Below are 24,506 nucleotides of genomic sequence, written 5' to 3' on the forward strand. Positions count from 1 at the left end.
CTCAGGTCGGATTGCGGTAGGTCATGCGCCGGACGGATCCGGTCTTGGACCGCATCAGCACCGTCTCGGTCGTCAGGTATCCGGGTTCGCGCTTGATGCCCGCCAGGATCGAACCGTCGGTGACACCCGTTGCGGCAAAAATGACATCGTCCGTCACCAGATCGTCGCGGGTATAAACCCGGTCGAAATTGGTGATACCCGCCTTCGATGCGCGGCCGCGTTCGTCTTCGTTGCGAAACAGCAGGCGGCCGAACATCTGTCCGCCCATGCATTTGAGCGCGGCCGCGGCCAACACGCCCTCGGGCGCGCCGCCCGACCCCATGTACATGTCGATGCCCGTCGTCGCGACCTCGGCGCAGTGGATGATGCCCGCGACGTCGCCGTCGGTGATAAGGCGGATGGCACAGCCGGTGGAGCGCAACTCGGCGATCAGATCCTCGTGCCGGGGACGTTCCAGAACGCAAACCGTAATGTCATCGGTGGAGCAGCCCTTGGCGGCGGCCAGCGCATTCACCCGTTCGGCGGGCGACTGGTCCATGGTGACGACGCCGTCGCGGAAACCGGGGCCGATGGCCAGCTTGTCCATATAGACGTCTGGCGCGTGCAACATCGATCCGCGCGCGCCCATCGCGATCACGGTCAGGGCGTTGGGCATGTCCTTGGCGGTCAGGGTCGTGCCTTCCAGCGGGTCGAGCGCGATGTCGACCTCGGGGCCTTTGCCGGTGCCGACCTCCTCGCCGATATAAAGCATCGGGGCCTCGTCCCGCTCCCCTTCGCCGATGACGACGGTGCCCGCGATGTCGAGCTTGTTGAGCTGTTCGCGCATGGCATTGACCGCAGCCTGATCCGCGGCCTTCTCGTCGCCCCGTCCGATCAGCTTGGCGGAGGCGAGGGCGGCGGCTTCTGACACGCGCGCCAGGCCGAGAGACAGCATGCGGTCATTGAAATCGGTCTTGGTCATGGAACATCGTCCTCGGTGTGGGTCGCCGCCGTGTTAGCGGGCGACGACCCTGGGGGCAAATGCGATAGCGCTAGCGGTCAGACCCCTTCGGAGGACGCAGCCCAGAGGTTCAGGCCCTTTTCGCCCGAAAGCGCGTCGATGCGCGTCAGTTCGTCGTCGGTGAAGGTCAGATTGGCGACGGCCCCGGCGCAATCGACGACCTGTTCAGGCTTGGACGCCCCGATCAGCGCCGTCGTGACGCCCGCGCGCAGGACCCAGGCGATCGCCATCTGGGCAAGCGTCTGACCGCGGGCCTCGGCGATGTCGTTCAAACCGTTCAACGCCTGGGTCATCTCGGGCGTGATGACGCCGGCGTCGAGCGATTTTCCTTGGGTCGCGCGGCTGCCGTCGGGCACGCCGCCGAGGTACTTCTTCGTCAGAAGACCTTGGGCCAGCGGCGTGAAGGCGATGGACCCGATCCCTTCGTCTTCGAGCGTATCGAGCAGGCCGTCGCGTTCGACCCAACGGTTGAGCATGTTGTAGCTGGGCTGATGGATGACGCAGGGCGTGCCCAGGTCGCGCAGGATGCGCGCTGCCTCGCGGGTGCGGTCGGTATTGTAGCTGCTGATCCCGGCATAGAGCGCGCGGCCCGACCGGACGATGTGATCCAGCGCGCCCATCGTTTCTTCCAGCGGCGTGTCCGGGTCGAAACGGTGTGAATAGAAGATGTCCACATAGTCGACGCCGAGCCGTTTGAGCGATTGGTCACAGGACGCGATCATGTACTTGCGGCTTCCCATTTCACCGTAGGGGCCGGGCCACATCAGATAGCCGGCCTTGGACGAAATGATCATCTCGTCCCTGTAGCCCGCGAATTCCTCGCGGAGCATCTGTCCGAAAGCACTCTCGGCCGAGCCGGGTTTCGGGCCGTAGTTGTTGGCCAGATCGAAGTGCGTGATGCCATGGTCGAACGCGGTGGTGCAGATGTCGCGCTTGGTCTGATGGGGCGTATCGTCCCCGAAATTATGCCAGAGCCCGAGGGAGATCGCGGGCAATTTCAGTCCCGAGCGTCCGCACCGCCGATATTGCATCGTTGCATAGCGGTTGGCGGCGGCGCGGTACGGACCTTCGAAAGTTCGGGTGGGTCGGGCCATGGGAATGTCCTCCGGGTCGGTCAGGGGGTCTGGATCTGCAGCGCCACCGGTTCACCGTTGACGACGCCCGTCCCGGTCACGCCGGTCAGCGCATGGGTCATGTCGGCGGGTGCGCAGGGATGCGTCACGATCAGGACGGGGGCGTCATCGCCGGGATGGTCGTACTGCCGCATCCGGTCGATGGAGATGCCGGAGCGGCCAAGCTCCGTCGCGACCTTGGCCATCGCCCCAGGTTCGTCGCGCAGGGACAGGCGTATATACCAGGCGCATTGCGTCGCGGCATTGGCCCGGATCGCGGGGGTCAGCGTCGCGGCCGGCTGACCGAAGGGCGCTATCGTCAGGCCGCGCGCGATGTCGGCCACATCGGCCATCACGGCGCTAGCGGTCGGGCCTTCGCCCGCACCGGCCCCGCGCATGACGATCTGGCCGACGGCATCGCCTTCGATGACGACCATGTTCGTGCCCCCCTCCAACTGCCCGAGGGGGCTGTCAGCGGGCACCAAGGTGGGGCGCATCGACTGTTCGATGCCGGCTTCGGTTCGCCGTGCTTCCCCAAGCAGTTTGATGCGGTATCCCATGTCGCGGGCGCGGTGAATATCGTCGATGGAGACCCGCTCAATGCCCTGAAGCTGCACGCCCTCGAAGTCGACGCGACTGCCGAAGGCGATGGCCGACAGGATCGCCAGCTTGTGGCCGGCGTCGATGCCGCCGACGTCCAGTGTCGGATCGGCCTCCAGGTATCCCAACGCGTCCGCCTCCTTGAAGACCTCCGCATATGGCAGCCCCGACGATTCCATGCGCGTCAGAATGTAATTGCAAGTGCCGTTCATCACGCCCGAGATGCGGGTGATGACATTCCCGGCAAGCCCCTCGGTCAGGGCCTTGACGCAAGGGATCCCTCCGGCGACGGCGGCTTCGAACCGCAGGGGGGCGTCGTTCGCCTCGGCCAGTTCCGCCAACGCCTGACCATGGATCGCGATCATCGCCTTGTTGGCGGTGACGACGGGTTTGCCCAAGGCGAGCGCGGCTTCGGTCGCGGCCTTGGCAGGGCCGTCGGACCCGCCCATCAGTTCGACGAACAGGTCGACATCGTCGCGCTTGGCCAGCGCGACGGGATCGTCCTCCCAAGTGTATCCAGACAGATCCACCCCCCGATCCCGGTCGCGCGTGCGGGCAGAGACGGCGCTGACTTCGATGGCGCGACCGGTCCGGGCGGACAGCAGTGCGCCATGCTCTTCTACGATTTTGACGACGCCGACGCCGACCGTTCCAAGACCGGCGATGCCGAGGCGAAGGGGCGTGGTCATGGGCGGCGTCTCCGGTTGGCGAATGGGGGCAGGGACGGGTTAGCGGCTGGGACGGCGGGGCGCAACGCGAAGCGGCCGGGCGTTAGATGTCGACGGCGCGAAGCTCGGCCGCGCGCTGCCGCAGGCGCTGCCCCCGCGTGGCAAGATCACCGGTCGCCGGGGCCGTGATACGCGCGCCGCGCAGGCCCGCGCCGCGCGCCCGAAGCGACGCTTGCGCTGCGGCGGCGCGGGACGCGCGGGTGCCTTCGGCCAGAAGCGGGTCGAGGGGCAGGAGCCGCGGAAAACCCTGTGCCTGCGCCTGCGCGCTGATCGCCGCGTTCGCGGGTGGCAGACCCGGATCGCAGGCAGGCAGAAGCAACAGGAGGAGCGGCGCATATCTCATGGCCGCGACCCTAGGGGCCGGTGCGACGGGCGGCAAGATCACCGCGACCACCGTCCGGGTCTTGGAATTGAACGGTCGTTCGGTCTATTGAAAGGCATGGCAAGACCAAGCGGATCAGATGCCGGCGTGACCGGCCCGCGCGTGCGTGCGGCGGCGGAACGTCTGTTCGCGCGCCACGGCTACGCCGCCGTCTCCATGCGGCAGATCGCGGCGGAGGTGGGCATCGGGGCAGGGGCGCTTTACCATTACACGCCGGACAAGCAGACCCTGTTGCGCGACATGATGCGCGATCACCTCGTCAAGCTGACGACGGCCTGGGCGCAGACCGATCCCGGCGGTGATGCGGTGACGCGGCTGGACGCCTTCGCGCGGTTCCACATCCGGTTTCATCTGGACCGACCCGACGCGGTCTTCATCGCCTACATGGAGTTGCGGTCGTTGGAGCCGGACGCCTTCGCCGAGATCGAGGCGCTGCGAAAGACATATGAAGCCGTTCCCGAAGCCCTGCTGCGCGCGGGCTCCGCGACCGGCGTGATGCAGGTCGCGGACGTGAAGCTGGCGGGCATGGCGTTGATCGCGATGCTGACCGGCGTGAACACCTGGTACCGCGACGGCGGCCGGTTGGACCGGTCGGCGGTCGAAGACGTCTATGCGCGCATGGCGTTGGGCATGGTCGGCGTGCAGACGGTCAACGCCTGAACGATGGCTCAGGCGCGTTCAGCGTATTCCATCGTCTCGGTGTTCACGACGATATCCTCGTCCTGGCCGACAAAGGGCGGCACCATGACCCGGACGCCATTGTCCAGGACGGCGGGCTTGAAGCTGTTTGCGGCGGTTTGCCCCTTCACGACCGGTTCGGTCTCGACGATCTTGCAGGTCACCTTTTGCGGAACCGTCGCGTTCAGCGCCTCGTCGTCGTAATACTCGATCTTGACCATCATCCCATCCTGCAGAAAGGCGCGCCGTTCGCCCAGCAGTTCGGAGTCGATCTCGATCTGTTCGTAGGACTCCAAGTCCATGAAGACGAGCTTGCCGTCGGTCTCGTAGAGGAATTGCTGATCCTTCTGGTCCAGGCGAACCCGCTCGACCTTGTCGGCGCTGCGGAACCGTTCGTTCAACTTGGAGCCGTTGCGCAGGTTGCGCATCTCCACCTGTGCGAAGGCCCCGCCCTTGCCGGGTTTCACATGATCCACCTTAACGGCCGACCACAGATGGCCGTCATGTTCCAGGATGTTGCCGGGGCGGATTTCGTTGCCGTTGATCTTGGGCATAGGGCGACTTTCGATTGGGCCGGAGGATTTGCGCGTCTGATATCGCGCGCCGCAGCACCGCACAAGCAAGGCTGACCGGCGACAGTCGGGTCGGATCGGGGTTATCGATGCCGATGCAGCATGAAAAACGCCGCAATTCGGTCAAACAGGCGCTGCGTTTCCCCGCGAGTTCACGTTCTGAGAAGTGTAGCAACAGACGCGGTCGCAGAGCGAAACGCCGCGACAAGGCAAATTTCCGTAAAAGTGTCTAAAACATGACGAAACCTTGAACGGATTCGGCCGCAACCCATATTGTGCCAAGAAATATGCCGATCCGGGGCTGAATCCGCGAAGTTTCGCCGAAAGTTGGGTGGATTTTGCAAGTAAGGTATTCCGAAAACGCATAGCCCGAATCGAATATGCGTGCTAGGACGACACACCGGGGAAGATGCAAGAACAATGAGTGGAGAGAGCGGGATGACTAATTTCGTCGATGCAACGGCGTTTAACTTCGAGCAGGGGCAACGGGCACGCAAGCTCTTCGCCGCTGTTGTGCTCGCCGCTCTGGACGATGCCATCTCGGACGACAAGAAATTCGGCAACGGTCCCGAACAGATCGCCCGCTGGGCACGGTCGCGCGACGGTCGTGAAGTCTTGTCATGTGCCGGGATCGACCCGAACGAGCGCGTGGTTTCCGGTCTCATGGAATTCGTGAGTCGTGGCGTGCGCACTTCCGTCGCGCTGTCGCGCGAGGAGAGCGAGCGTCGTCAGGCCGCCGAGTTGGCCGAGGCTGCAGAAGCCGCCTAAGCGACCAAAATCGTTACGAAAAAGGCGTCGCAGGGATCTGCGACGCCTTTTTCGTTTGCCAAGAAGAGTTAAGGCGCTCGTTTATTCGAATTCGTCGGACGCAAGCATCTGGCGGATCTCGCGGCGGACCAGTTTGCGCACATTGCGCGTGATCCGCTCTCCCAATTCACCCGCAAGTTCCTGACCTACGATTTCTGCGATCAAATCGCGCAGCGCGTCGTCTCCGTCCAATAAGCTCGACAAATCGGACAGACCTGTGGGCTTCGGTTGCGGCGCTTCCGCCGAATAGGCCTCGACAGTCAGCGTCTCGACGATGGGGTCATCCTTGAACATCGCATCGGTGCGCGCATCCGCAGGATCGGCCGCGTCGTAATCGGTATCTTCGGCATAGTCTCCGGGCAGGTCTGGTGCCACGACAGCTTGTTCGGCAGGCACGACGGCCAGGTCCGGATCATCGTCAGAGTGTGTGTCGTCGATCCCTTCGCTCTGATCGGCGCTGTCGGAGTCATTGCGCCTATCGGCGTGAAGGTCGGCTGAATCCCTGAACTCCACGATGTCCACGGTGATCGCGGCCAGATCGTCCGGCAGGGCATCGGTCAAATGTTCCGCATCGCGGCCGTCACGTTCCTCTTGGGCAAGTGTCCGGATCATCTGGAAGGGATCTTCGGGCTCGGTCACGCGATGCGTTTCGCCCAGCACCAGCATCGGTCCCTCCGCGCGCGGGCTGTCCGCCGGCATCGCGGGTTTCGCGGTCGGGCCGCTGTCTGTCGCGACCAATCGACGAATGGACGACAGAACGTCCTCGATATCATGTGGTTGTGACAAATGCCTGACCCCGTGCTGCGTGCCCTCGGGCGGTCTTGCGCCGCGCCAAGCAGATCATAGCACAGGGGACGGGGGGGCCGTCCACCAATGCGGCGCTTCGATTGTTAACTTCCGCGATTAGTTGCGACCGAAACGCGACAGGACTGAGTCGAGGCGATTGCCCTGAGCCGAGGGGCGAACGGTCAGCGGCGAGCGCGGCGCATTGGACACGGCATTGTAGTAGGCCGACAGGTCGTAGCGTTCCACCGACAGGCCCAGATGGTCCGTCGTCAGCAGGCCGATCGATGACAGTACGACATAGACCGCCAGCTGCGCATCGGACTCGGCCTGAAGCAGATCGGTTCGTGCGTCCAAAAGCTCTTGCTCCGCATCCAGCACGTCCAGCGTCGTGCGCGCACCCAACAGCGCTTCTTCGCGGAAGCCGTCGAAGGCAAGCTGCGCCGAGCGGACGCCTTGGCGCGTTGCGGTGATCTGCGCGCGGGCCACTTGAAGCTGTGCCCAGCTGCGGCCCACCGTCTCGACGATTTCCCGGCTGGTCTGGCCCAACTGCGAGCGCGAAGCATTGGCCTGCGCCGTGGCTTGACGTTGCAGCGCCGAAAGCCGGCCGCCGTTGTAGATCGGGATTGAACCGCTGAGCGAGACGGAGCCCGTGTCGACTTCGCCCGTGCTGCGTCCGACCGTGCCGCGCACACCGACGGTCGGCAAACGGTCAGCCGCCCGTGCATCGGCCAGCAGGGTGAAAGCTGTGATGTCGTGCTGCCCGGCGGAGATCAGCGGATGGACCTGCAAAGCAAGCTGCTGCGCGCGCTCCACGGTGTTGGGAAGTTCGGGCAGGGATGGCGGGCTGGACAGGCTGCCCGAAGGGTAGCGGCCGACGGCGAGCCGATAAGCCTCCCGCTGAACGTCGACTTCCCCGCGGGCGGCGGCCAGTAGGGATCGCGCGGTGGCCAGCCGCGACTGCGCGACGGCGACGTCTGTCCGGGTGACTTCGCCCACTTCGAACCGGTCGCGTGCGGCGCTGAGTTGCTGGTTGATCAGCCGCACGTTGCTTTCGCGCACATCCACCGTCAGCACCGCCAACCGCAGATTGAGATAGGCCGAAACCGCATCTAGCAGGACGCCCTGTTCGAACTGAATCAACTCGAACCGGGCGGCAAGCACCGCTTCCTTGGCGGCGGCGATGCGCAGACTGCGCTGACCACCATCGGCGATCGTGTAGTCGAGGACGAGCGACAGGGACCCGGTCGTGCTGGTACTCCGGTTACTGAAATCCACGAAACTCGTCGACTTGGTATAGTTCGATTGGAAATCTACCGTCGGGCGCAGGGCGGACACGGCGATCGCCACATCTTCGTCCGTTGCTTGCAAAAGGAAGCGCTGTTGCTCCAGCGAGGGTGAGCTTTCGTAGGCATGGATCAGGGCGTCGGCCAGGCTTTCGGCGGACGCGGGCAAGGCAAGCACGAGGGCGAGAGCCGTTGCGGCGACCCTCCGGCTGAATTTGGATACGATCACAACACGAACCCCCGCGATTTGGAAAAGCCCGGCAGGACCGGGGCCGTGGCGTTAAAGGCATAGCGCCATCCCAGGTGCCCCTCGATCAACGTGCCGACCCGAACCTCTCCGTTCGCCCCGTCGGCGAACACCGCAGATATGCGCCCGCCTTCGGCCAGTTGCGACGTAAGCGTCTCGGGCACGGTTTCGACCGCGCCTTCGATGACGATAACGTCGAACAGACCCGCCTTGGCGGCCCCATCGACCAGCGCGCCCTGAAGCACCACGGCATTGTCGATTTCGTGCTGGGTCAATGTCGCTTCCGCTTCCGATGCGAGGTCGGCCTCCTCTTCGACCATGACGACCGAGTCCGCCATGTGGGCCAAGACGGCTGCCGAATATCCAAGGCCGCCGCCGATGACCAGAACCTGATCCGTCCGCTGAATATCGAGTGCGTCCAGCATCTTGGCCAGAACCCGCGCTTCCATCATCTCCCGTCCCGATCCAAGGTTTACGGGCGCATCCATATAGGCGACCGGCTGTGCCGGACCCGGAACGAACGCTTCGCGCGGGATGTCGAGCATTGCTGAAATGATCGGAAATTTGGTCACGTCGGACGGCCGGACCTGCGTGTCGACCATGACTGTTCGAAGGGTCTGGGAGGCGACCATAAGAAGTGAACCTGTCGGTTTAATTTCGTTGAGATCCAAAAAGCATGTCTCGTGCCGCGCTGCAACGTCGAATAGGCTGATCGGCGGAGGACTGATGCCTTGCAGGACCGGTGACGAGACGCTAGAGCGTCCCCACCCTGCGGCGAGTTGGCGGAGTGGTTACGCAGCGGATTGCAAATCCGTGTACAGGAGTTCGATTCTCCTACTCGCCTCCATCCCCGATGCATATGTTCGAACGACCCAAGCGGCACGTCTTGCGCCTTGCCGTCGTGCAGCGATCAAAGTGGGGCTGCGGTGCATGTCCTGCGGCCACGCGAACGGGCGGTTTCGAATGTCAGATTACCCGGAGATGGGGCTTGTCGGGGTCCGGTTTCGCAGCGAGGGCGGTGGCGGCATCGTGCTGCGACAGGAAGACTTGTCCCGTCAGAGTATCGAGGAAATGCGATCGCCGAAGTCTGTCCATCACCGGACCCTTCACCTCCGACAGATGCAGCGTCACGTCCATTTCCGACAGGCGACGGTTGATCGCTTCGAGCGACTCCAGCGCGCTCAGGTCGATCTCATTGATCGCGGCACATTGCAGGACCAGATTTCGCACCTTCGGGTCGGTGGCGACGCGGGCGTGGATGAAGTCCTCCAGATAACGCGCATTCGCGAACCAAAGGCTTTCGTCTATGCGCAGGGTTACCGTTCTGGGATCGGTCTGCACGTCGTGGCGCAGGATATTGCGGAAATGCTCGGTGCCCGGCACCCGACCGACTTCGGCGATATGGGGTCGGGCGGCGCGGTGAAGATGGAGGCCGACCGAAAGGGACACGCCCGCCGCGACGCCGACCTCCACGCCGAACCCAAGGGTCAGGACGATGGTGGCGGCCACGGCGGCGAAATCGGCCTTGGAATAGCGCCAGGCGCGTCTGAGCAAGCCGAGATCGACAAGGCCCAGCACCGCGACGATGATGGTCGCGGCCAGGGTCGCCTTGGGCAGGAAGTGGATCAACGGCGTCAGGGTCAGCGCGACAAGGGCAAGGCCGGTTGCCGTGAACGCCCCCGCCGCTGGCGTGCGTGCGCCTGCGTCGAAATTGACGATGGACCGCGAAAATCCGCCCGTGACCGGAAAGCCGCCGGTGAAGGCGGCACCGAGGTTCGCGGCGCCAAGGCCCAGCAACTCCTGATCCGGGTCGATCCGTTGCCGCCGCTTCGCCGCAAGGGTCTGTGCGACGGAAACCGACTCCACGAAGCCGATGATCGAGATAAGGAACGCCGGCAGGAGCAGCTGCCGGATCAAAGCGGGGTCGAACGCGGGAACGGTCAGCGGGGGCAAACTGCCGGGAACGACCCCTACGATTGCGACACCCTGTGCATCGAGGTCGAACCGCCAGACGGCCAGCGTCGTGGCGACGATGGCCAGGACCGGGCCGATCTTGGTCAACGTGTCCGCGGCACCCTCGGTCAGGTGCCGGCGCAGGAGGAGCGGTTTGAGACCGGAGCGGACCCAGAACAGGAACACCAGCGCGCACGCCCCCAGGACCAGCGTCATCGGATCGGTCTGAGGCAAGTTGGACGCGAGCGAGGTGAAGAGATCGGGCAGGCTGTGCCCCTCCGCCTCGATGCCGAGGATGTGGCGCAACTGACTGGCCGCGATCAGAAGACCAGACGCGGTGATGAACCCGCCGATGACCGGATGGGAAAGGTAGTTCGCCAGAAGACCCAGGCGCAGAATACCCAGAGCGATCAGGATGACCCCTGAAAGACCCGCCAGCGTCAGCGCCGCCGCAGCGTAGGCGGCAGTGCCTTGCTGCACCACTTCGCCCAGGGCGGCGGCCGTCATCAGCGACACCACGGCCACCGGCCCGACGGCCAGTGTCCGACTTGTCCCGAATACGGCATAAAGCAGGATCGGAACGATCGACGCATAGAGCCCGGCCTGCGGCGGCAACCCCGCCAGCATCGCATAGGCCAGCGACTGCGGTACCAGCATGATCGTGACGATCATCGCCGCAAGCAGATCCCCGGTCAGGTCGCGCCGGGAATACCGGCGTCCCCAGGCCAGGACCGGCAGGTACTTTTCGATACGCGCGGTCATTCCGCGTCGATGGTTTCTGGCTGGACCAGCCATTCCCGGCCCTTGAGCATGCCCTGCCAGTACATCGGCGGCAGGATCTTCTCCTTGAGCAGCCATGCCGCGCGGCTGGGCCGCGTGCCGTCGATGATCGCCTTCGGAAAGGTCGGCATCAGCGTTCCGCCATAACCGAACTCCGCCAGGACGATCTTCCCGCGCTCCACCGTAAGGGGGCAGGAGCCATAGCCGCTGTATTGCGCCGTGGGCGCGCGACCGTTCATGTCGGCCGACACGTTGGTGGCGACGACCGGGGCCTGCACGCGCGCGGCTGCAGCGGTCTTGGCATTGGGCGTATTGGTCACATCGCCCAATGCCCAGATGTTTTCGTGGGTCCTGTGCCGCAGGGTCGCCTGATCGACGTCGATCCAGCCGCTCTCGTCCACCAAGGGGGAAACGCGGATGAAATCGGGGGCCGTCTGCGGCGGGCAGACATGCAGCATGTCGAACTCCAGCTCGACCGTCGTCGGGGCCGCGTTCGGTGCCTTGACCTGAAAGGTGGCGACGCGGGCGGGCCCGTCGACGGCGATCAGATCGTGATGGAAATCGAGCGTCGCGCCATAGCGGTCGACGTATTCCATCAGCGCGGGGACGTAGTCCTTGACGCCGAACAGGCTTGGACCGGCGGTCGCGAAGGTGATGTCGATGTCCGACAGGACGCCGCGGCGACGCCAGGCATCGGCGGACAGATACATCGCCTTTTGCGGGGCCCCCGCGCATTTGATCGGCATCTGCGGTTGCGTGAAGATCGCGCGGCCGCGGTCCAGTCCGCGCACCAACTCCCACGTGTAGGGGGCCAGATCGTAGCGATAGTTCGATGTCACGCCGTTTCGGCCCAGCGTCTCGACCAGGCCGTCGATCGCGTGCCAGTCGAGCTTCAGGCCCGGACAGACGATCAGATGCTCGTATCGGATCACCCGGCAACCATCCACGATGACGGCATCGGCGTCTGGCTCGAAGGCGGCAACGGCGGCTTTGATCCAGCGCACGCCTGCGGGGATCAACGATCCCATCGTGCGCACCGTGTCCTTGGCGTCGAAGATGCCGCCGCCCACCATGGTCCAGCCGGGTTGATAGTAATGCGTCTCTGCCGGGTCGATGATCGCGATCTGCGCGCGCGGCTGTCGTTTGCGCAGGCTGGCGGCAACAGCGATGCCGGCGGCCCCCCCGCCCACGATGACGACCTCGAAACAGGCATCGGGCGCGTCCGTCGGTGTCTTGCCGCCGTTCGCGATGCGCCGCACGACGCCCCCCATATCATAGCCCGCGTCCTTGGCCGTCCGCAGGATGCGGGGCAGGTCCAAGCGGTCCGCCTGCGACAGCGCCCAGAGCGTTGTGGACCGCGTGCCGGTCCGGCAATAGGCCAGAACCGGGCCCGGCAATCCGGTCAGCGCCGCGTCGAAGGCAGTGGCATCTTCGTCGCTCACCTTGCCGGCGACGATCGGCAGATAGCGCGCCTCCAGCCCGTAATCGGCCGCCGCCGCCGCGACCTCTTCGAAGGTGGGTTGGTCGGGTCCCTCGCCGTCGGGCCGATTGCAGATCACGGCGCGGAAGCCCAGTCGCGCCACCTCCGCCATGTCGGAAGGGGTCAGCTGTGGGCCGACGGACAGCCGGTCGGAGATGGTCCTGACGTCCATTGCCCTCTCCTCAGATGCCGTTGACGGGAATTTTCAGAACGGGGTGCCCGGCGTCGTCCGTCGGAACCTCCCCCGCACGCATGTTCACCTGGAGCGACGGAAGGATCAGGCTTGGCACCGCGAGCGACGCATCCCGCTCGGTCCGCATCTTGATGAAGGCCGCGCGTGTCGTGCCGTCGCCGACGTGGATGTTGTCGGCCTTTTCGGCGGCGACCGTCGTTTCCCAGGCGATGTCGCGGCCACCGGGGCCGTAATCATGGCACATGAACAGCCGCATTGCCCCCGGCAGGGCAAGGATGCGCTGGATGCTGTCGTAAAGCACGCCCGCGTCGCCGCCCGGAAAGTCCGCGCGCGCCGACCCGCCGTCGGGCATGAACAGAGTGTCGCCGACGAAGGCCGCATCGCCGATGATGTGGGTCATGCAGGCGGGGGTGTGGCCGGGGGTGTGCATCGTGATGCACTCCATCTGACCCACGGCATAGGTGTCGCCGTCGCGGAACAGCCGGTCGAACTGGCTGCCGTCACGCTGAAATTCGGTACCTTCGTTGAAGATCTTGCCGAATGTTTCCTGCACGGTGACGATCTCCGCGCCGATGCCGATCTGGCCGCCCAGCCGATCCTGGATATAGGGCGCAGCCGACAGGTGATCGGCGTGGACATGGGTCTCGATGATCCAGTCGAGCGTCAGGCCGCGCGTGCGAACCTCCTCGATCAGCAGGTCCGCGTGATCGTAGGTGATCCGCCCGGCGGCGTAGTCGATGTCCATGACGCTGTCGATGATCGCGCAATGGTCGCTGGCCGGATCCTTGACGATATAGCTGATGGTGTTCGTCGCCGGGTCGAAATGCGCCGACACGTCGGGGTGGATGTCCATGTTGACGGAAGGGGTCATATCGCTCCTTTCAGGCCGCGGGGGCCGGGGTGAAAGTTTGCAGGGCGCGGGCGATCCAGATGCCCGCCGCGACGCTGGCCACGAAAACGAAGACGTCCGGCATCAGCGTGCCCAAAGCCGGAAGCGCGCCGCCGGGACAGAAGCCGGCAATTCCCCAGCCGACCCCGAACAGGGCCGACCCGCCGATCAGGCGCGCATCGAGGTCGGTCTTGGTGGGCAGCATGAACCGCGCTTCCAGCATCGGGCCCGGACGGCGCAGGACATAGCGATAGCCGACGAATGTCACGATCAGGGCCCCGCCCATCACGAAGGCCAAACTGGGGTCCCAGGTTCCAAAGACGTCGAAGAAATTCAGGACCTTGGCCGGGTTTGCCATCCCCGACAGAGAGATGCCGATACCGAAGACGAGGCCGACGAAATAGCTGACGATCAGACGCATGTTCTATCCCCCGATGATATGGCGGATGACGAAGACCGTGACCGCCGTGGTGAACATGAAGGTGAGTGTCGCGACGATGGACCGGGGCGAAAGCCGCGCCATGCCGCAGACCCCGTGGCCCGAGGTGCAGCCCGATCCGACGCTCGCCCCGATCCCGACGATCAGGCCCCCGACGATCAGCATCGGCGTCGGGACCGGGACCTGCACCACCGGCATCGCACCGGTCGCCAGCAGAATGGCGGCCGGCCCGCTGACCATTCCGGCCAACAGCGCCGCGCGCCAGGCGAACTCGGACGTCGATGTGGGCGTCACGATGCCAGACAAGATGCCCGTCGCCCCCATGATGCGCCCCGAAAACGCCATGAGCATGACGGCCGACAGACCGATGAGCACGCCGCCCAGAAGCGATTGCAGGGGGGTGAAGACCGTTTCCATGCCTCACACCTCCCGCAAGGAAAGGGGCGGGGCATTGACGGCCATCAAGCCAAGGGTTTCGTCGGCCAGGGCCAGCAGATGAACGCTCAGGGTGCGAACCATCGCGACACCGTACTCAGGCACGCGCACGCCCTGCGCAAGGGTGGGCAGGATGCTGGTCAGATGATCGATGTGGGGCAGCGTGGCCATGGGTGAAACCTCCGTTCGTTTCAGCCATTCTACCCTGCGACACGGTCCGCCGTCGGTGACAATGTCACCATCGCCTCCGAAAATCCGTCAGTCCTGCGTCAGACGCTCCAACGCGGATCGATCCAGGATGTCGACGGTGCCGCGCTGCTGCGCGATCCAGCCGCGGCGCTGAAATTCCTGTAACTGGCGCGACACGACTTCGCGCGCGGTGCCCAGTTCGACCGATAGCTTCTGATGCGTCGTCCGAAGCTGTCCGGCCCCTTCCGACAGGTCCAGTAATTTCTGCGCCAGACGGATATCGACCCGTTGGAAGGCCACTTCGTCGATGACGAGGAACAGGTCGGTAATCCGCTTGGAAAAGGCCGCGAACACAAAGGTGCGGAAGGCCGACGACTGCGCGACCAGGTCGTCGAAGACACCGCGCGGCACGGCGGCGGCGCGCACGGCGGTTTCGGCGACCCCTTCGGCGGAATAATCGTCATAGGCCAAAAGGCACGCCGTGGTCAGCACGCAGCTTTCGCCCGCATGGATGCGGTACAGGACGATTTCGCGCCCGGTGTCCGACACCTGCTGCACCCGGACGACCCCGTCCAGAAGGAACAGCATGTTCTCGGGCGACTTGCCGGGGCCGAAGACAAGGGTTCCGGGCGCGATGTCCACCATTCGCCCGCGTGCCAGCAACAGGTCGCGGATCGGCTGTTCCAGCCGCGCCAGCCCCGGAAAACGGGCGGTCCAGTCTTCGATGTCGGTCGTCATTGTCACGTCGCTAGCCCCGCGCGTTGTCCGCTGTCCAGTCCGCAAGACGCGGCAGAATGCCGTCCATCGCCCGCTGGAACCCCGGCACAATCGCGCCCGGATCGTCCGTCGCGGCGATTGCGGACCCGATGAAATCGCGCGATGCCATCAACCGCTGGTCGCGGTCGCGGATCAGGGAGGCGGACATCGCGATGCGGATGGGAACGATCGCCGTGTCGGCGCCGGGCTCCGCCTGGAAGGCGTCGATCCGCAAAAGCAGGGCAAGGTCGGGCACCGGTCCGTTTTCGACCGACCCGACATGCGCCAGCCGACCTGCGCCGGCGATGGACCGGATGACCACCGATTGCACCAACGCGGGCACCGCATCCGCCCATTTCGCGTCCGCCAGATATGCGATGGCCAGCGGGTTGGGCTTGATCAGAATGCGGTCGATGTCGATGGCTGCGGGGGCTTCGGGACGCGCCACCACCAGGGTCAGGGACCGGCGCGGGCCCGTGGTCCCGGCCACCGGGGCAAGGTCATAGGTGGGAAGCGCGGGTGCCCCGTTCAGCGCCGTCAACGTGGCGCAGCCGGGAAGGGTGCCGATCAGGCCCAGTGCGACCGCGCGGCGGGTCAGATAGGTCATGCTCATCTGCGATACTCCGGAACGCGCTGTCCCTGCAGCGCCCCGGCGGGGTCGCTCTCGATCCGGCGCAGGAACGCGGTCAGGGCGCGGACGAAGGCGCGTGCCTCGCTTGCCAGCGCGTCGATCTGGGGCAGGGTCGACGTGCCGAAACTGCGTAGCCCGGGCGTGACGGCGGACGCGGCCGATCCGATATCGGACAAGACGGCATCGGCGCGCGCGGTCAGGCCCGGAAGATCGCGGGCGACGACGTCCGCCACCCGGCGAAAATCGCCAAGGGCGGGGCCGACGTCGGTTTCGATCACCCGACCGGCCGCGGCGATGGCGGTTTCGACCGATCCGATCGTCCCGTCCAGACGCTCCAACGTCGGGCCCGCGCGCTCCAGAAGGTTGGTGGCCGCCGCGACGGCCGCGCGGGTTTCGGTGGCAAGGGGGTCGATCTGTTCTGTCGCCTCCGTCAGGCCTTGCGTGATCGCGGAAAGTCCGGTCCGAACCTGCTCAGAGGCCGCGCGCAGGTCGCCCATCGCGGCCGGCAGGTCGTCGCGCAGGGCAGGGGTCAGGGCCGCGACCGTCCCGCTGGCATCGCCGATCAGCGCGGCCCCCTCGCCGGTCGTCAGTGTCGTCACCGCCTCGGCCGCCGCCGCGACGGCAGTCAGGGCGTCGTCCGCCCGCCGGATCAACGGGGCGGTGCCTTCGCCCGCGATCCGCCAGGCGGCAAGCGTCTGGGGCACGTCCGTCGACAGCAAGGTCCCGGTCGCGGCGATAACGGGTTGGGCGGCATTGACGGCCCTGGTCACGGCGACCAGCGCGGTATCGGCGCGGGTCAGCGTGCCGCGGATGTCGCCTTCCAGCGCGGCCACGGTTCCCGCCAGCACGCCGACCTGATCCGCCGCATCCACCAGCCCCGTGGTCAACCCGTCCAAGCCGTCCAATGTCGAATTCAGCTTGCCGGTCGCGGCTTCGGTATTGGCCAGGATGCCGGCGACGCGGGCCTGGGTGCCGGGGCCGGCCAGCAGGCGCAGATCGGCGATCAGCTCCCTGCCTTCGGCCAGCAGACCGGGCACGTCGGTCATCAGCGTCTGCAACCCTGTCCGGCGCGAAGGGATCATCGGCACGTCCCCTGTCCCCCCTTGCAACCTCGCGGCATCGGTCTGTCCACCGATCAATGCGATATAGGATACGCCGGTCACGCCCTGCACGGTCAATTGTGCGACGGTGTCGCTGCGCACCGGCGTCGCCGCGTCCACTTCGATCAGCGCATAGATCAGGGCCGGATTCGCATCGTGCAGGCGCAGCGACACGACCCGCCCGACCGGCAGACCGTTGAACACCACCTCCCCCGACGGCGATAAACCGGAGACGTCGTCGAACAAGATGCCGTATCGTGCCACGTCCCCATCGACGCGCAGCGCCCCAAGCCACAGGAACGCCGCCAGGATCGCGCCGATGCCCAGCAGGGTGAAGGCCCCGATCAGAACGAAATTCGCCTTGATTTCCATCAGCGCTCTCCGGCGGCGGCGCGCCCGCGCGGACCGCTGAAATAATCGTGGACCCAAGGGTGTGGCAACGCGCGCAGCTCTGCGATGGTACCGACGGCCAGCACCTTGCGCTCGGCCAGGACGGCCACGCGGTCGCAGATGGCATGTAGCGTATCCAGGTCGTGGGTCACCAGAAATACCGTCAGGCCAAGCGCATCGCGTAGCTGACCGATCAGGGTATCGAGGGCCGCCGCCCCGATTGGGTCCAGCCCGGCCGTCGGCTCGTCCAGAAAGACGATTTCGGGATCCAGCGCGATGGCCCGCGCGAACCCGGCCCGCTTGCGCATGCCACCCGACAGCTGGGCGGGATGCTTGCCCATCGCGTCCTGCGGCAGACCGACCATGCGGACCTTGATCGCCGCCAGCGTTTCGCGCAGCGCTTGGGGCAGGTCCGTCTGTTCGCGCAGCGGTATCTCCACGTTTTCCCGCACCGTGAGCGAGGAGAAGAGCGCGCCGCCCTGGAACATCACGCCCCAGCGGCGGCGCAATTTGCGGAATGACTGCGGCGTGGTTCCGGTCACGGGCTGGCCCAGCACCTCGATGCGGCCCGCCGCCGGATCCAGCAGACCGATGATCTGGCGCAACAACACCGATTTACCTGTCCCGGAACCGCCGACGACGCCCAGAATTTCCCCCCTGGCGACTTCCAGATCCAGCCCGTCGTGGACGACGTGGTCGCCGAACCGGGTCGTCAGGCCGCGCACGCGGATGATCGGGACATCCGTCATATGCCCACCAGCGCGAAGAAGACCGAGAAGACGGCGTCGGCGACGATCACCAGAAAGATCGCCGTCACGACCGAAGCGGAGGTCAGCCGCCCCAGGCTTTCGGCGTCGCCGCCGACCCGCATCCCGTTGCGGCACCCCACCAGCCCGATGATGAGGGCAAAGACCGGAGCCTTGATCAACCCGACGGCCAGATGCCACGGCCCGGTGCCGTCCGCGACGCGCGCCGCGAACGCCATGGGTGTGATGCCAAGGTCGAGCCATGCCATCGCCGCACCCCCTGCCAGCCCTGCAATGTCCGCCAGGATACCCAGCACCGGAAGCGTCAGGATCAGGGCCAGGATTCGGGGCGCGATCAGCACCGTTTCGGGGTCGAGGCCAAGGGCGCGCAGGGCGTCGACTTCTTCGCGCATCTTCATGGTGCCGATGGCGGCGGTGAAAGCCGAGGCCGAGCGTCCCGCCACGATGATCGCGGTTAGCAGGATGCCCAGTTCCCGCAGGACCGAGATCGCGATCAGGTCGACGACGAAAATCTCCGCGCCGAACTGCTCCAGCTGCGCCGACCCTTGGAAGGCGACGACGACGCCGATCAGGAACGCCATCAGCGTCACGATCGGCACGGCGTCCAGACCCGCGGATTGCATGTGATGCACCAGTGACGTGGCGCGCAGACGTCGCGGCGACAGGGTAAGACGCGCAAGTTCCGCCACGAACCGCCCAAGCGCAGAGATCAGCCCCATACCCTCGCGCCCCAGGTCCCAGGTGGTGTGGCCCAGCGTGGCGACCATCGTCCGAAGCGGACGGCGGACCGCAACTTCGGGCGGGGACGACAGGCTGCGCCGGACCGCGGCGATCAACGCCGTCTGCGCGGGCGTCGCGCCCTGGATCGTAGTCTCGGCCCCGTCGGGACCAAGACTCAGCACGAACCAAGCCCCCGCGGTGTCGAGCCGGGTGATACCGTTCAGAAGGATCCGGCGGACCCCGCCCGACGGCGGTCGGTCCAGCCCTGGCACCGTGCGCAGCGACAGATCGCCCGCGATGTGCAGATCCGTACCGTCCCGGGTGATCGTAACGGTCACGCCCCGGGCTCCGCCGCGATGCGGGTTCCCGCGATACCGTCCAGCATGTCCGCCGCGTCGTCCAACCGCCCGATCACGCCGACGCCGCCAGTGATCCGCGCGAAGGCCGCCGCCGCCTGCACCTTCGGCCCCATGGATCCGTCGGGCAGGTCCATGGCCTCCGCCTCCTCGGGCGTCAGGTGAGGGATGCCGATCGCCTGCGGCGTGCCGAAGCCCTGCATGACGCAGGGCACATCGGTCAGAAGCAGCAACACCTGCGCCTCAAGCCGCTGTGCCAGAAGGGCCGACGACCGATCCTTGTCGACCACCGCTTCCACACCGTGCAGCCGGCCATCCGGCGTCCGCGCGACGGGAATGCCACCGCCGCCGCCGCAGATGACCACGGCCCCGTGATCCAGCAGCAGGCGAACGGCGCGCAGGTCCGGGATGTCGACAGGGCGGGGCGATGGCACGACCCGCCGCCATCCGGTGCCGTCCTTCGCGATGGTCCAGCCTTTGGGGCAAGCCCGCGCGCGGGCCTCGGCCTCCGACCAGGTCGGGCCGACGAACTTGGTGGGGCGCGCAAAGGCCGGGTCCGCCGGGTCCACCAGGATTTGCGTCAAAAGGGTCGCCACGGGTCGGTCGTGGTCCAGCGCGTTCTCCAACTCCCGCTCGATCAGATAGCCGATCATTCCGTCCGTCTCGGCCCCCAAGATATCCAGCGGCCAATCATCGGATTGCATCGCCAGCAGCCCGATCTGCGGGCCGTTGCCATGGGTGACGACAAGGTCGTGCCCGGCCCGCACGATCCGCGCCAGGGCGTCGGCGGCGCGCATGACGTTGGCGCGCTGCGCCTCGGCCGTCAGCGCCTCGCCGCGGCGCAGAAGGGCGTTGCCGCCAAGGGCTGCCACGACAAGCATTGGTCAGCCCCCCAGCGTGGCGACAAGGACCGCCTTGATCGCGTGCATCCGGTTCTCCGCCTGATCGAAGACGATGGAATTTTCGCTCTCGAATACCTCGTCGGACACTTCGATTCCGTCGAGGTGATGGTCGCGGCAAAGCTGCGCGCCGATTTCGGTCTGCGCGTCGTGAAAGGCGGGCAGGCAATGCAGGAACCGCACGTCGTCGCGGCCCGTGCGTTGCAGCATCTCTCTGTCGACGCGGTACGGGCGCAGCCGGTCGATCCGGTCGGGCCAGAGCGATTTATCTTCGCCCATCGAAACCCAGACGTCGGTATAGATGAACCGCGCGCCATTTGCTCCGGCGGACGAATCCTCGGTCAGCAGGATCGATCCGCCGGCGGCGCGGGCGTCCGCCTCCAGCGCGGTCACGATCTGCGTCGATGGCCAAAGGGAGGCGGGCCCGCACAGGCGCATGTCCATCCCCATCCGCACGGCCCCAATTGCCAGGCTGACCGCGACGTTGTTGCCGACATCCCCCAGAAAGCAGACGGAAACACCCTTCAGGTCGGGGCCCGCCACTTCCCTCATGGTCAGCAGATCGGCAAGCGCCTGCGTGGGGTGGAACCGCTGCGTCAGGCCGTTATAGACCGGGACGCCCGCGTGTTCGGCCAGCGTTTCGACGGCGTGGTGATCGTGGCCCCGGAATTCGATCCCGTCATACAGGCGTCCCAGAACGCGGGCCGTGTCCCGGACGCTTTCCTTGCGCCCCATGTGGGTGCCCGTGGGGCCGAGATAGGTGACATGGGCGCCCTGATCGAAGGCGGCGACCTCGAACCCCGCGCGGGTGCGGGTGCTGTCTTTCTCGAAGATCAGGGCGATTTCCTTGCCCGTCAGGCGCGCGACCTCCGTCCCCGATGCCTTGGCGGCCTTCAGGTCGGCGGCAAGACCCAACAGATGCGCGATCTCGGGCGAGGTGAAATCCGCCAGGGTCAGAAGTGAGCGGCCGTGAAGGTTGAAGGACATGTCAGACCTCCGCCGCGTCGCGGGTCAGGGGACACGACAGGCATCTGGGCCCGCCGCGCCCGCGGCCCAGCTCTCCGCCGGGGAAGGTGATGACTTCGACCCCGGCCCGGCGCAGGGCGGTGTTCGTGCGGGTGTTGCGGTCGTAGGCCAGCACGACATTCGGCGCGACGGCCAGGACATTGTTGCCGTCGTCCCATTGCTCCCGCGCGCGGACATAGCGGTCGCCCCCCGTCTCGACGATCCGAAGGCGGGTCTGTCCCAATGCGGCGGCTACAACACCGGCAAAGGGCGCCGGCTCGGGCCGTACGTCCAGCGTACCGGGGGCGGTGCCCGGACGGACACTGTGACAGGCGATGCCGCCGGACACATCGCCATATGTCGTCGCAAGGTCCGGTCCGCACAGGGTGAAGACGGTATCGAGATGCATGGACGCCCGCCCTTTTGGCATGGTGCAGGCGATCACACGCTCCACCTGACCGGCGTCGAACAGGGCGCGCGCCATCTGCCCCACCGCCTGCGGGGCCGTCCGCTCCCCCATGCCGACAAGAATGGTTTGCGGGGTCAGCACCATCAGATCACCGCCCTCCAGCGGCGCGGACCCGGGAACGGGCCAGGGATGGGCGGCTTCGCGAAAGCGCGGGTGATGATCGTGGATCGTGCGCAGGATCGCCGTTTCGTCCGCGCGGACGGGGAAGCGCATCGACCCGCGCAGGACGCCGCCGCCGATCCAGGCGCTGCTGTCGCGGGGGAACATCAGGTTCGGAAGCGGGGCCACCAGCAGGCCGTCCGCCCCAAGGATTGCCGCCGTCAGACCCTTGGCCGGGCCGGGCACCTCCTCGACCGACAGGCCGCCCATCAGCAGATCGGCAAGGGCGTCTGCGGGCAGTTCGCGCGCCCAGGCGCGAACCTCGTCGCGCAGGCCCAGCCCCACGGTGTCGCTTGTGATCCGGGCGTCGATCAGGGCCTTGCGCGCGGGGGCTTTGGCCACCGTCTCGATCAGAAGGTCGCGCAGCTCCACGACCTCGACCCCGCGATACTCCAGCTCGGCGCGGAAAGCGCGGTGATCCGACCGCGCCCGTTCCAGCCACATCACATCGTCGAACAGCATCGCATCGCAGGTCGCCGGCGTCAGACGGGCCTGCGCCGGTCCAGGTTCGCAGACAAGGACGGCGCGCAAACGGCCCGTTTCCGACAGAACGCCGGGCGCGCCGGTCACAGCAACACCCCCAAGGTAAGCGCGCCCATGACGAGAACGATCAAACCTCCAAGAAGAGGAGCCACGAACCGCACCCACCGGTTGAACGGCACCCGGCCAATGGCAAGTGCGCCGACCACCACGGCCGACGTCGGCGTCACCAAGTTCACGATGCCCGAGGCCGATTGGTAGGCCGTCACCGCCAGCGACCGGTCGACGCCCGCAAAGTCGGACGCGGGGGCAAGGATCGGCATGGTCAGGACGGCCAGCCCGGATGTCGAAGGAACCAGGAAGCTGAGCGCCGTCTCGATCCAGAAAAGGACGTTGACATAAACCACCTCCGACACGCCGGTCACCATGCCCTCGGCGGCGTGCAGCAGGGTGTCGGTCATCTTGCCCGCGTCCATCACGACGACGATGCCACGCGCCAGCCCGATGATCAGCGCCACGCCCAGCAGGTCACGCGCGCCGTTTACGAACGCCTCGACGAAGTTCTTTTCGCCGACCCGGCCGGCAAGGCCGATGACGATCGCGGCAGCCAGAAACAACATCGACATCTCGGCCATCCACCAGCCCTGGCTGGCGACGCCCCAGATCATCACCGCAAAGGTCGCGCCGAACAGGGCGAGCACCAGTTTTCGCAGGCCCGTCAGGGAAACGGCGGCTTTTGCGCCGTCGTGGAAGTGCCGCGCATTCGCGTCCCGGCGATCCGCGACCAGCGAACGGGTCGGATCCGCCTTTACGCGCGCCGCATAGCGCATGACCCACCAGGTGCAGATCAGCCATCCCAGGATCAGAATGACGACGCGCAGGCCGATGCCGTCGGTGAAGGCGATGCCCGCCGCATCCGACGCGATCGTGGTGGCGAACGGGTTGATCGTGGACCCCAGGACCCCAACGCCGGCCCCCAGCAGGATGACTGCGACCCCGGTCAGCGCGTCATATCCCGCGGCGATCATCACCGGGATCAGGATCGCGTAGAAGGCCAGCGTTTCCTCGGCCATGCCATAGGTCGTGCCGCCCAAGGCGAACAGCGCCATCAGCACCGGGATCATCCATTTTTCGCGCCCGCGCATCCGGGCCATGGCAGCCGTGATGCCCGCGTCGATGGCGCCGGTCGCGTTCACGACGCCCAGAAATCCGCCGATGATCAGGACGAACAGCGACACGTCGATCGCATTCGCATCATAGCTCTCGGGGTCGTAGAAGCCGGCGATCGGCGCCCGGAGCACGGCCCAGAGGCCCTGCGGCGCGGGATCGACCACCGTATATGTACCCGGCAACGGCACGTCGCGGCCCAGAAGGGCGCTGGCCTGGCGGGTGTATTCGCCAGCCGGCACGAACCAGCTGGCCGCCGCGACCACGATGACCAGACCGAACAGGATCGTGAAGGCCGACGGAAATCGATCGGCAGTCGGGACGGGGTCGGGCGATGCATCGGCCATGGTCGTCTCCTCCGGCGGGGTGGGACTGAACTGCCCCCGGCCGTCATGGGGGGCATTGATGCTTATCAATCGGCGGGTCAGATCCCACAGGTGTCCACGCCGATCAGACGGTAGAGCGGACACATCCGCACGACCGCAGTCACGACGAGGACCGCGCCGACAGCGATCGCACCGTAGGCCCAGAAATCGCTCGACCAGATGGCCGGCAGGTTCAGAAGCGGGGCCACGATCAGGACGAGTCCGATAAGACCCCGTGCGACGCGGTCGGTGGTGCCGATGTTCGGTGTCATGGTATTCTCCTCAGGATGATGTGTCGTCGGTCTGGGCGGCCTTTGCGCCGACCGTCGCGAGGCGTGCGGCTTCGGCCAAATAGTCGTTCATCGCGCGGTGCACGAAGGCCGCGCCAAGCTGTTGGGCTTCCAACGGAGATCGGCAGGTGAAGATCTCGTGCTGTGTCTCCGCGTCATGGGCCAGCCTGTCGGCCACGAACCGAGCCCATTCGCCGTTCATCCGCGTCACGCCTTCCATCCAGGCCGTCGCCATGCGGCTGCCGACCGTCCAGGGCACCGCCGCAGCGGCCATCCCCGCAATCATGGGGTCGCGAACGTCGGACGATGTGTCGGGCGATGTCTTCTTCGTCATATGTCTTCTCCTGCTGCAGGGGCGGGTGTGCGGATTGCACCGTCGCCCGCCGCGACCGCCCGTGC

27 protein-coding genes and 1 tRNA gene are annotated in these 24,506 nt (G+C 66.2%); 3 read left to right on the forward strand and 25 right to left on the reverse strand.

All coding sequences use genetic code 11. The features are described from left to right. Window position 1: 1 nt before the first annotated feature. The 4 genes from glpX to JDO7802_RS11635 all read right to left on the reverse strand — a co-directional run bounded on the left by glpX (window position 2) and on the right by JDO7802_RS11635 (window position 3,783). Entirely contained in the window at window positions 2–961 is a 960-nt protein-coding gene (gene glpX, locus JDO7802_RS11620) for a class II fructose-bisphosphatase (RefSeq protein WP_055085743.1), read from the reverse strand. Window positions 962–1,038: 77 nt separating this feature from the next. Continuing rightward, window positions 1,039–2,094 carry an L-glyceraldehyde 3-phosphate reductase gene (gene mgrA / locus JDO7802_RS11625; protein WP_055085745.1) on the reverse strand — a complete coding sequence of 352 codons (1,056 nt, stop codon included), beginning with the start codon at window positions 2,092–2,094 and terminating at the stop codon, window positions 1,039–1,041. Between the two features lie 20 nt (window positions 2,095–2,114). Beyond that, entirely contained in the window at window positions 2,115–3,401 is a 1,287-nt protein-coding gene (locus JDO7802_RS11630; protein WP_055085747.1) for a homoserine dehydrogenase, read from the reverse strand. 82 nt (window positions 3,402–3,483) lie between these two features. After that, on the reverse strand, window positions 3,484–3,783 hold the full coding sequence (locus JDO7802_RS11635; protein WP_055085749.1) for a hypothetical protein: 300 nt from the start codon (window positions 3,781–3,783) through the stop codon (window positions 3,484–3,486). A 96-nt stretch (window positions 3,784–3,879) separates the two neighbouring features. Here JDO7802_RS11635 and JDO7802_RS11640 point away from each other — a divergent pair, with 96 nt between their 5' ends. Then, complete coding sequence (locus JDO7802_RS11640) at window positions 3,880–4,482, forward strand: TetR/AcrR family transcriptional regulator (RefSeq protein WP_055085752.1); 603 nt, start codon at window positions 3,880–3,882, stop codon at window positions 4,480–4,482. An 8-nt stretch (window positions 4,483–4,490) separates the two neighbouring features. Here the strand turns inward: JDO7802_RS11640 and efp are convergent, their stop codons facing one another. Then, window positions 4,491–5,054 (reverse strand): elongation factor P, encoded by a 564-nt coding sequence (efp, locus tag JDO7802_RS11645; RefSeq protein WP_055085754.1) that lies wholly within the window; start codon window positions 5,052–5,054, stop codon window positions 4,491–4,493. Between the two features lie 456 nt (window positions 5,055–5,510). Between efp and JDO7802_RS11650 the strand changes: the two genes are divergently transcribed. Beyond that, complete coding sequence (locus tag JDO7802_RS11650) at window positions 5,511–5,840, forward strand: DUF6280 family protein (RefSeq protein WP_055085756.1); 330 nt, start codon at window positions 5,511–5,513, stop codon at window positions 5,838–5,840. A gap of 81 nt (window positions 5,841–5,921) precedes the next feature. On the opposite strand, the gene JDO7802_RS11655 is transcribed toward JDO7802_RS11650, so the two are convergent. The 3 genes from JDO7802_RS11655 to JDO7802_RS11665 all read right to left on the reverse strand — a co-directional run bounded on the left by JDO7802_RS11655 (window position 5,922) and on the right by JDO7802_RS11665 (window position 8,767). Then, window positions 5,922–6,578, reverse strand: a complete 657-nt coding sequence (locus JDO7802_RS11655; RefSeq protein ID WP_187298131.1) for a hypothetical protein — start codon at window positions 6,576–6,578, stop codon at window positions 5,922–5,924. Window positions 6,579–6,782: 204 nt separating this feature from the next. Further along, window positions 6,783–8,177 carry a TolC family outer membrane protein gene (locus tag JDO7802_RS11660; RefSeq protein WP_245624178.1) on the reverse strand — a complete coding sequence of 465 codons (1,395 nt, stop codon included), beginning with the start codon at window positions 8,175–8,177 and terminating at the stop codon, window positions 6,783–6,785. Continuing rightward, window positions 8,174–8,767, reverse strand: a complete 594-nt coding sequence (locus JDO7802_RS11665) for a protein-L-isoaspartate O-methyltransferase family protein (RefSeq protein WP_306455360.1) — start codon at window positions 8,765–8,767, stop codon at window positions 8,174–8,176. Before JDO7802_RS11665 ends, JDO7802_RS11660 begins: the two co-directional genes overlap by 4 nt. A gap of 201 nt (window positions 8,768–8,968) precedes the next feature. On the opposite strand from JDO7802_RS11665, the gene JDO7802_RS11670 reads away from it, so the two are divergent. After that, window positions 8,969–9,042, forward strand: a tRNA-Cys gene (locus JDO7802_RS11670). 119 nt (window positions 9,043–9,161) lie between these two features. Here the strand turns inward: JDO7802_RS11670 and JDO7802_RS11675 are convergent. The 17 genes from JDO7802_RS11675 to JDO7802_RS11755 form a co-directional block, all read right to left on the reverse strand. Next, window positions 9,162–10,910 carry a SulP family inorganic anion transporter gene (locus JDO7802_RS11675; RefSeq protein WP_055085764.1) on the reverse strand — a complete coding sequence of 583 codons (1,749 nt, stop codon included), beginning with the start codon at window positions 10,908–10,910 and terminating at the stop codon, window positions 9,162–9,164. Next, on the reverse strand, window positions 10,907–12,580 hold the full coding sequence (locus tag JDO7802_RS11680) for a bifunctional protein tyrosine phosphatase family protein/NAD(P)/FAD-dependent oxidoreductase (RefSeq protein ID WP_055085766.1): 1,674 nt from the start codon (window positions 12,578–12,580) through the stop codon (window positions 10,907–10,909). Before JDO7802_RS11680 ends, JDO7802_RS11675 begins: the two co-directional genes overlap by 4 nt. Window positions 12,581–12,590: 10 nt before the next feature. After that, a complete protein-coding gene (locus JDO7802_RS11685; RefSeq protein WP_055085768.1) occupies window positions 12,591–13,472 on the reverse strand; it encodes an MBL fold metallo-hydrolase in 882 nt (293 codons plus the stop codon). Between the two features lie 10 nt (window positions 13,473–13,482). Then, the gene (locus JDO7802_RS11690; RefSeq protein ID WP_055085770.1) at window positions 13,483–13,911 is read right to left on the reverse strand and encodes a DUF6691 family protein; all 429 of its coding nucleotides are present in this window, start codon (window positions 13,909–13,911) and stop codon (window positions 13,483–13,485) included. A 3-nt stretch (window positions 13,912–13,914) separates the two neighbouring features. Next, the gene (locus JDO7802_RS11695; protein WP_055085772.1) at window positions 13,915–14,346 is read right to left on the reverse strand and encodes a YeeE/YedE family protein; all 432 of its coding nucleotides are present in this window, start codon (window positions 14,344–14,346) and stop codon (window positions 13,915–13,917) included. Window positions 14,347–14,349: 3 nt separating this feature from the next. Continuing rightward, on the reverse strand, window positions 14,350–14,535 hold the full coding sequence (locus JDO7802_RS11700) for a hypothetical protein (protein ID WP_055085775.1): 186 nt from the start codon (window positions 14,533–14,535) through the stop codon (window positions 14,350–14,352). 87 nt (window positions 14,536–14,622) lie between these two features. After that, the gene (locus JDO7802_RS11705) at window positions 14,623–15,291 is read right to left on the reverse strand and encodes a Crp/Fnr family transcriptional regulator (protein ID WP_055085777.1); all 669 of its coding nucleotides are present in this window, start codon (window positions 15,289–15,291) and stop codon (window positions 14,623–14,625) included. Between the two features lie 10 nt (window positions 15,292–15,301). Further along, window positions 15,302–15,922, reverse strand: coding sequence for an ABC-type transport auxiliary lipoprotein family protein (locus JDO7802_RS11710; RefSeq protein WP_055085779.1), 621 nt, complete (start codon window positions 15,920–15,922; stop codon window positions 15,302–15,304). Further along, window positions 15,919–17,412 (reverse strand): MlaD family protein, encoded by a 1,494-nt coding sequence (locus JDO7802_RS11715; protein ID WP_055085781.1) that lies wholly within the window; start codon window positions 17,410–17,412, stop codon window positions 15,919–15,921. Before JDO7802_RS11715 ends, JDO7802_RS11710 begins: the two co-directional genes overlap by 4 nt. Next, window positions 17,412–18,179 (reverse strand): ABC transporter ATP-binding protein, encoded by a 768-nt coding sequence (locus JDO7802_RS11720; protein WP_055085783.1) that lies wholly within the window; start codon window positions 18,177–18,179, stop codon window positions 17,412–17,414. Before JDO7802_RS11720 ends, JDO7802_RS11715 begins: the two co-directional genes overlap by 1 nt. Further along, window positions 18,176–19,255, reverse strand: coding sequence for an MlaE family ABC transporter permease (locus JDO7802_RS11725; protein ID WP_055085785.1), 1,080 nt, complete (start codon window positions 19,253–19,255; stop codon window positions 18,176–18,178). The genes JDO7802_RS11720 and JDO7802_RS11725 overlap by 4 nt, the downstream gene beginning before the upstream one ends. Continuing rightward, entirely contained in the window at window positions 19,252–20,154 is a 903-nt protein-coding gene (locus JDO7802_RS11730; RefSeq protein ID WP_055085787.1) for a carbamate kinase, read from the reverse strand. Before JDO7802_RS11730 ends, JDO7802_RS11725 begins: the two co-directional genes overlap by 4 nt. Before the next feature lie 3 nt (window positions 20,155–20,157). Beyond that, a complete protein-coding gene (argF, locus tag JDO7802_RS11735; RefSeq protein WP_055085788.1) occupies window positions 20,158–21,159 on the reverse strand; it encodes an ornithine carbamoyltransferase in 1,002 nt (333 codons plus the stop codon). A 1-nt stretch (window position 21,160) separates the two neighbouring features. Beyond that, entirely contained in the window at window positions 21,161–22,375 is a 1,215-nt protein-coding gene (locus JDO7802_RS11740; RefSeq protein ID WP_055085790.1) for an arginine deiminase, read from the reverse strand. Next, entirely contained in the window at window positions 22,372–23,799 is a 1,428-nt protein-coding gene (locus JDO7802_RS11745) for a YfcC family protein (protein WP_055085792.1), read from the reverse strand. Before JDO7802_RS11745 ends, JDO7802_RS11740 begins: the two co-directional genes overlap by 4 nt. A 77-nt stretch (window positions 23,800–23,876) precedes the next feature. Beyond that, on the reverse strand, window positions 23,877–24,089 hold the full coding sequence (locus tag JDO7802_RS11750; RefSeq protein WP_055085794.1) for a YgaP family membrane protein: 213 nt from the start codon (window positions 24,087–24,089) through the stop codon (window positions 23,877–23,879). A 10-nt stretch (window positions 24,090–24,099) separates the two neighbouring features. Next, on the reverse strand, window positions 24,100–24,441 hold the full coding sequence (locus tag JDO7802_RS11755) for a phasin family protein (protein ID WP_055085796.1): 342 nt from the start codon (window positions 24,439–24,441) through the stop codon (window positions 24,100–24,102). Window positions 24,442–24,506 lie beyond the last annotated feature (65 nt).

Source organism: Jannaschia donghaensis (genome assembly GCF_001403795.1).
GTDB lineage: Bacteria > Pseudomonadota > Alphaproteobacteria > Rhodobacterales > Rhodobacteraceae > Jannaschia > Jannaschia donghaensis.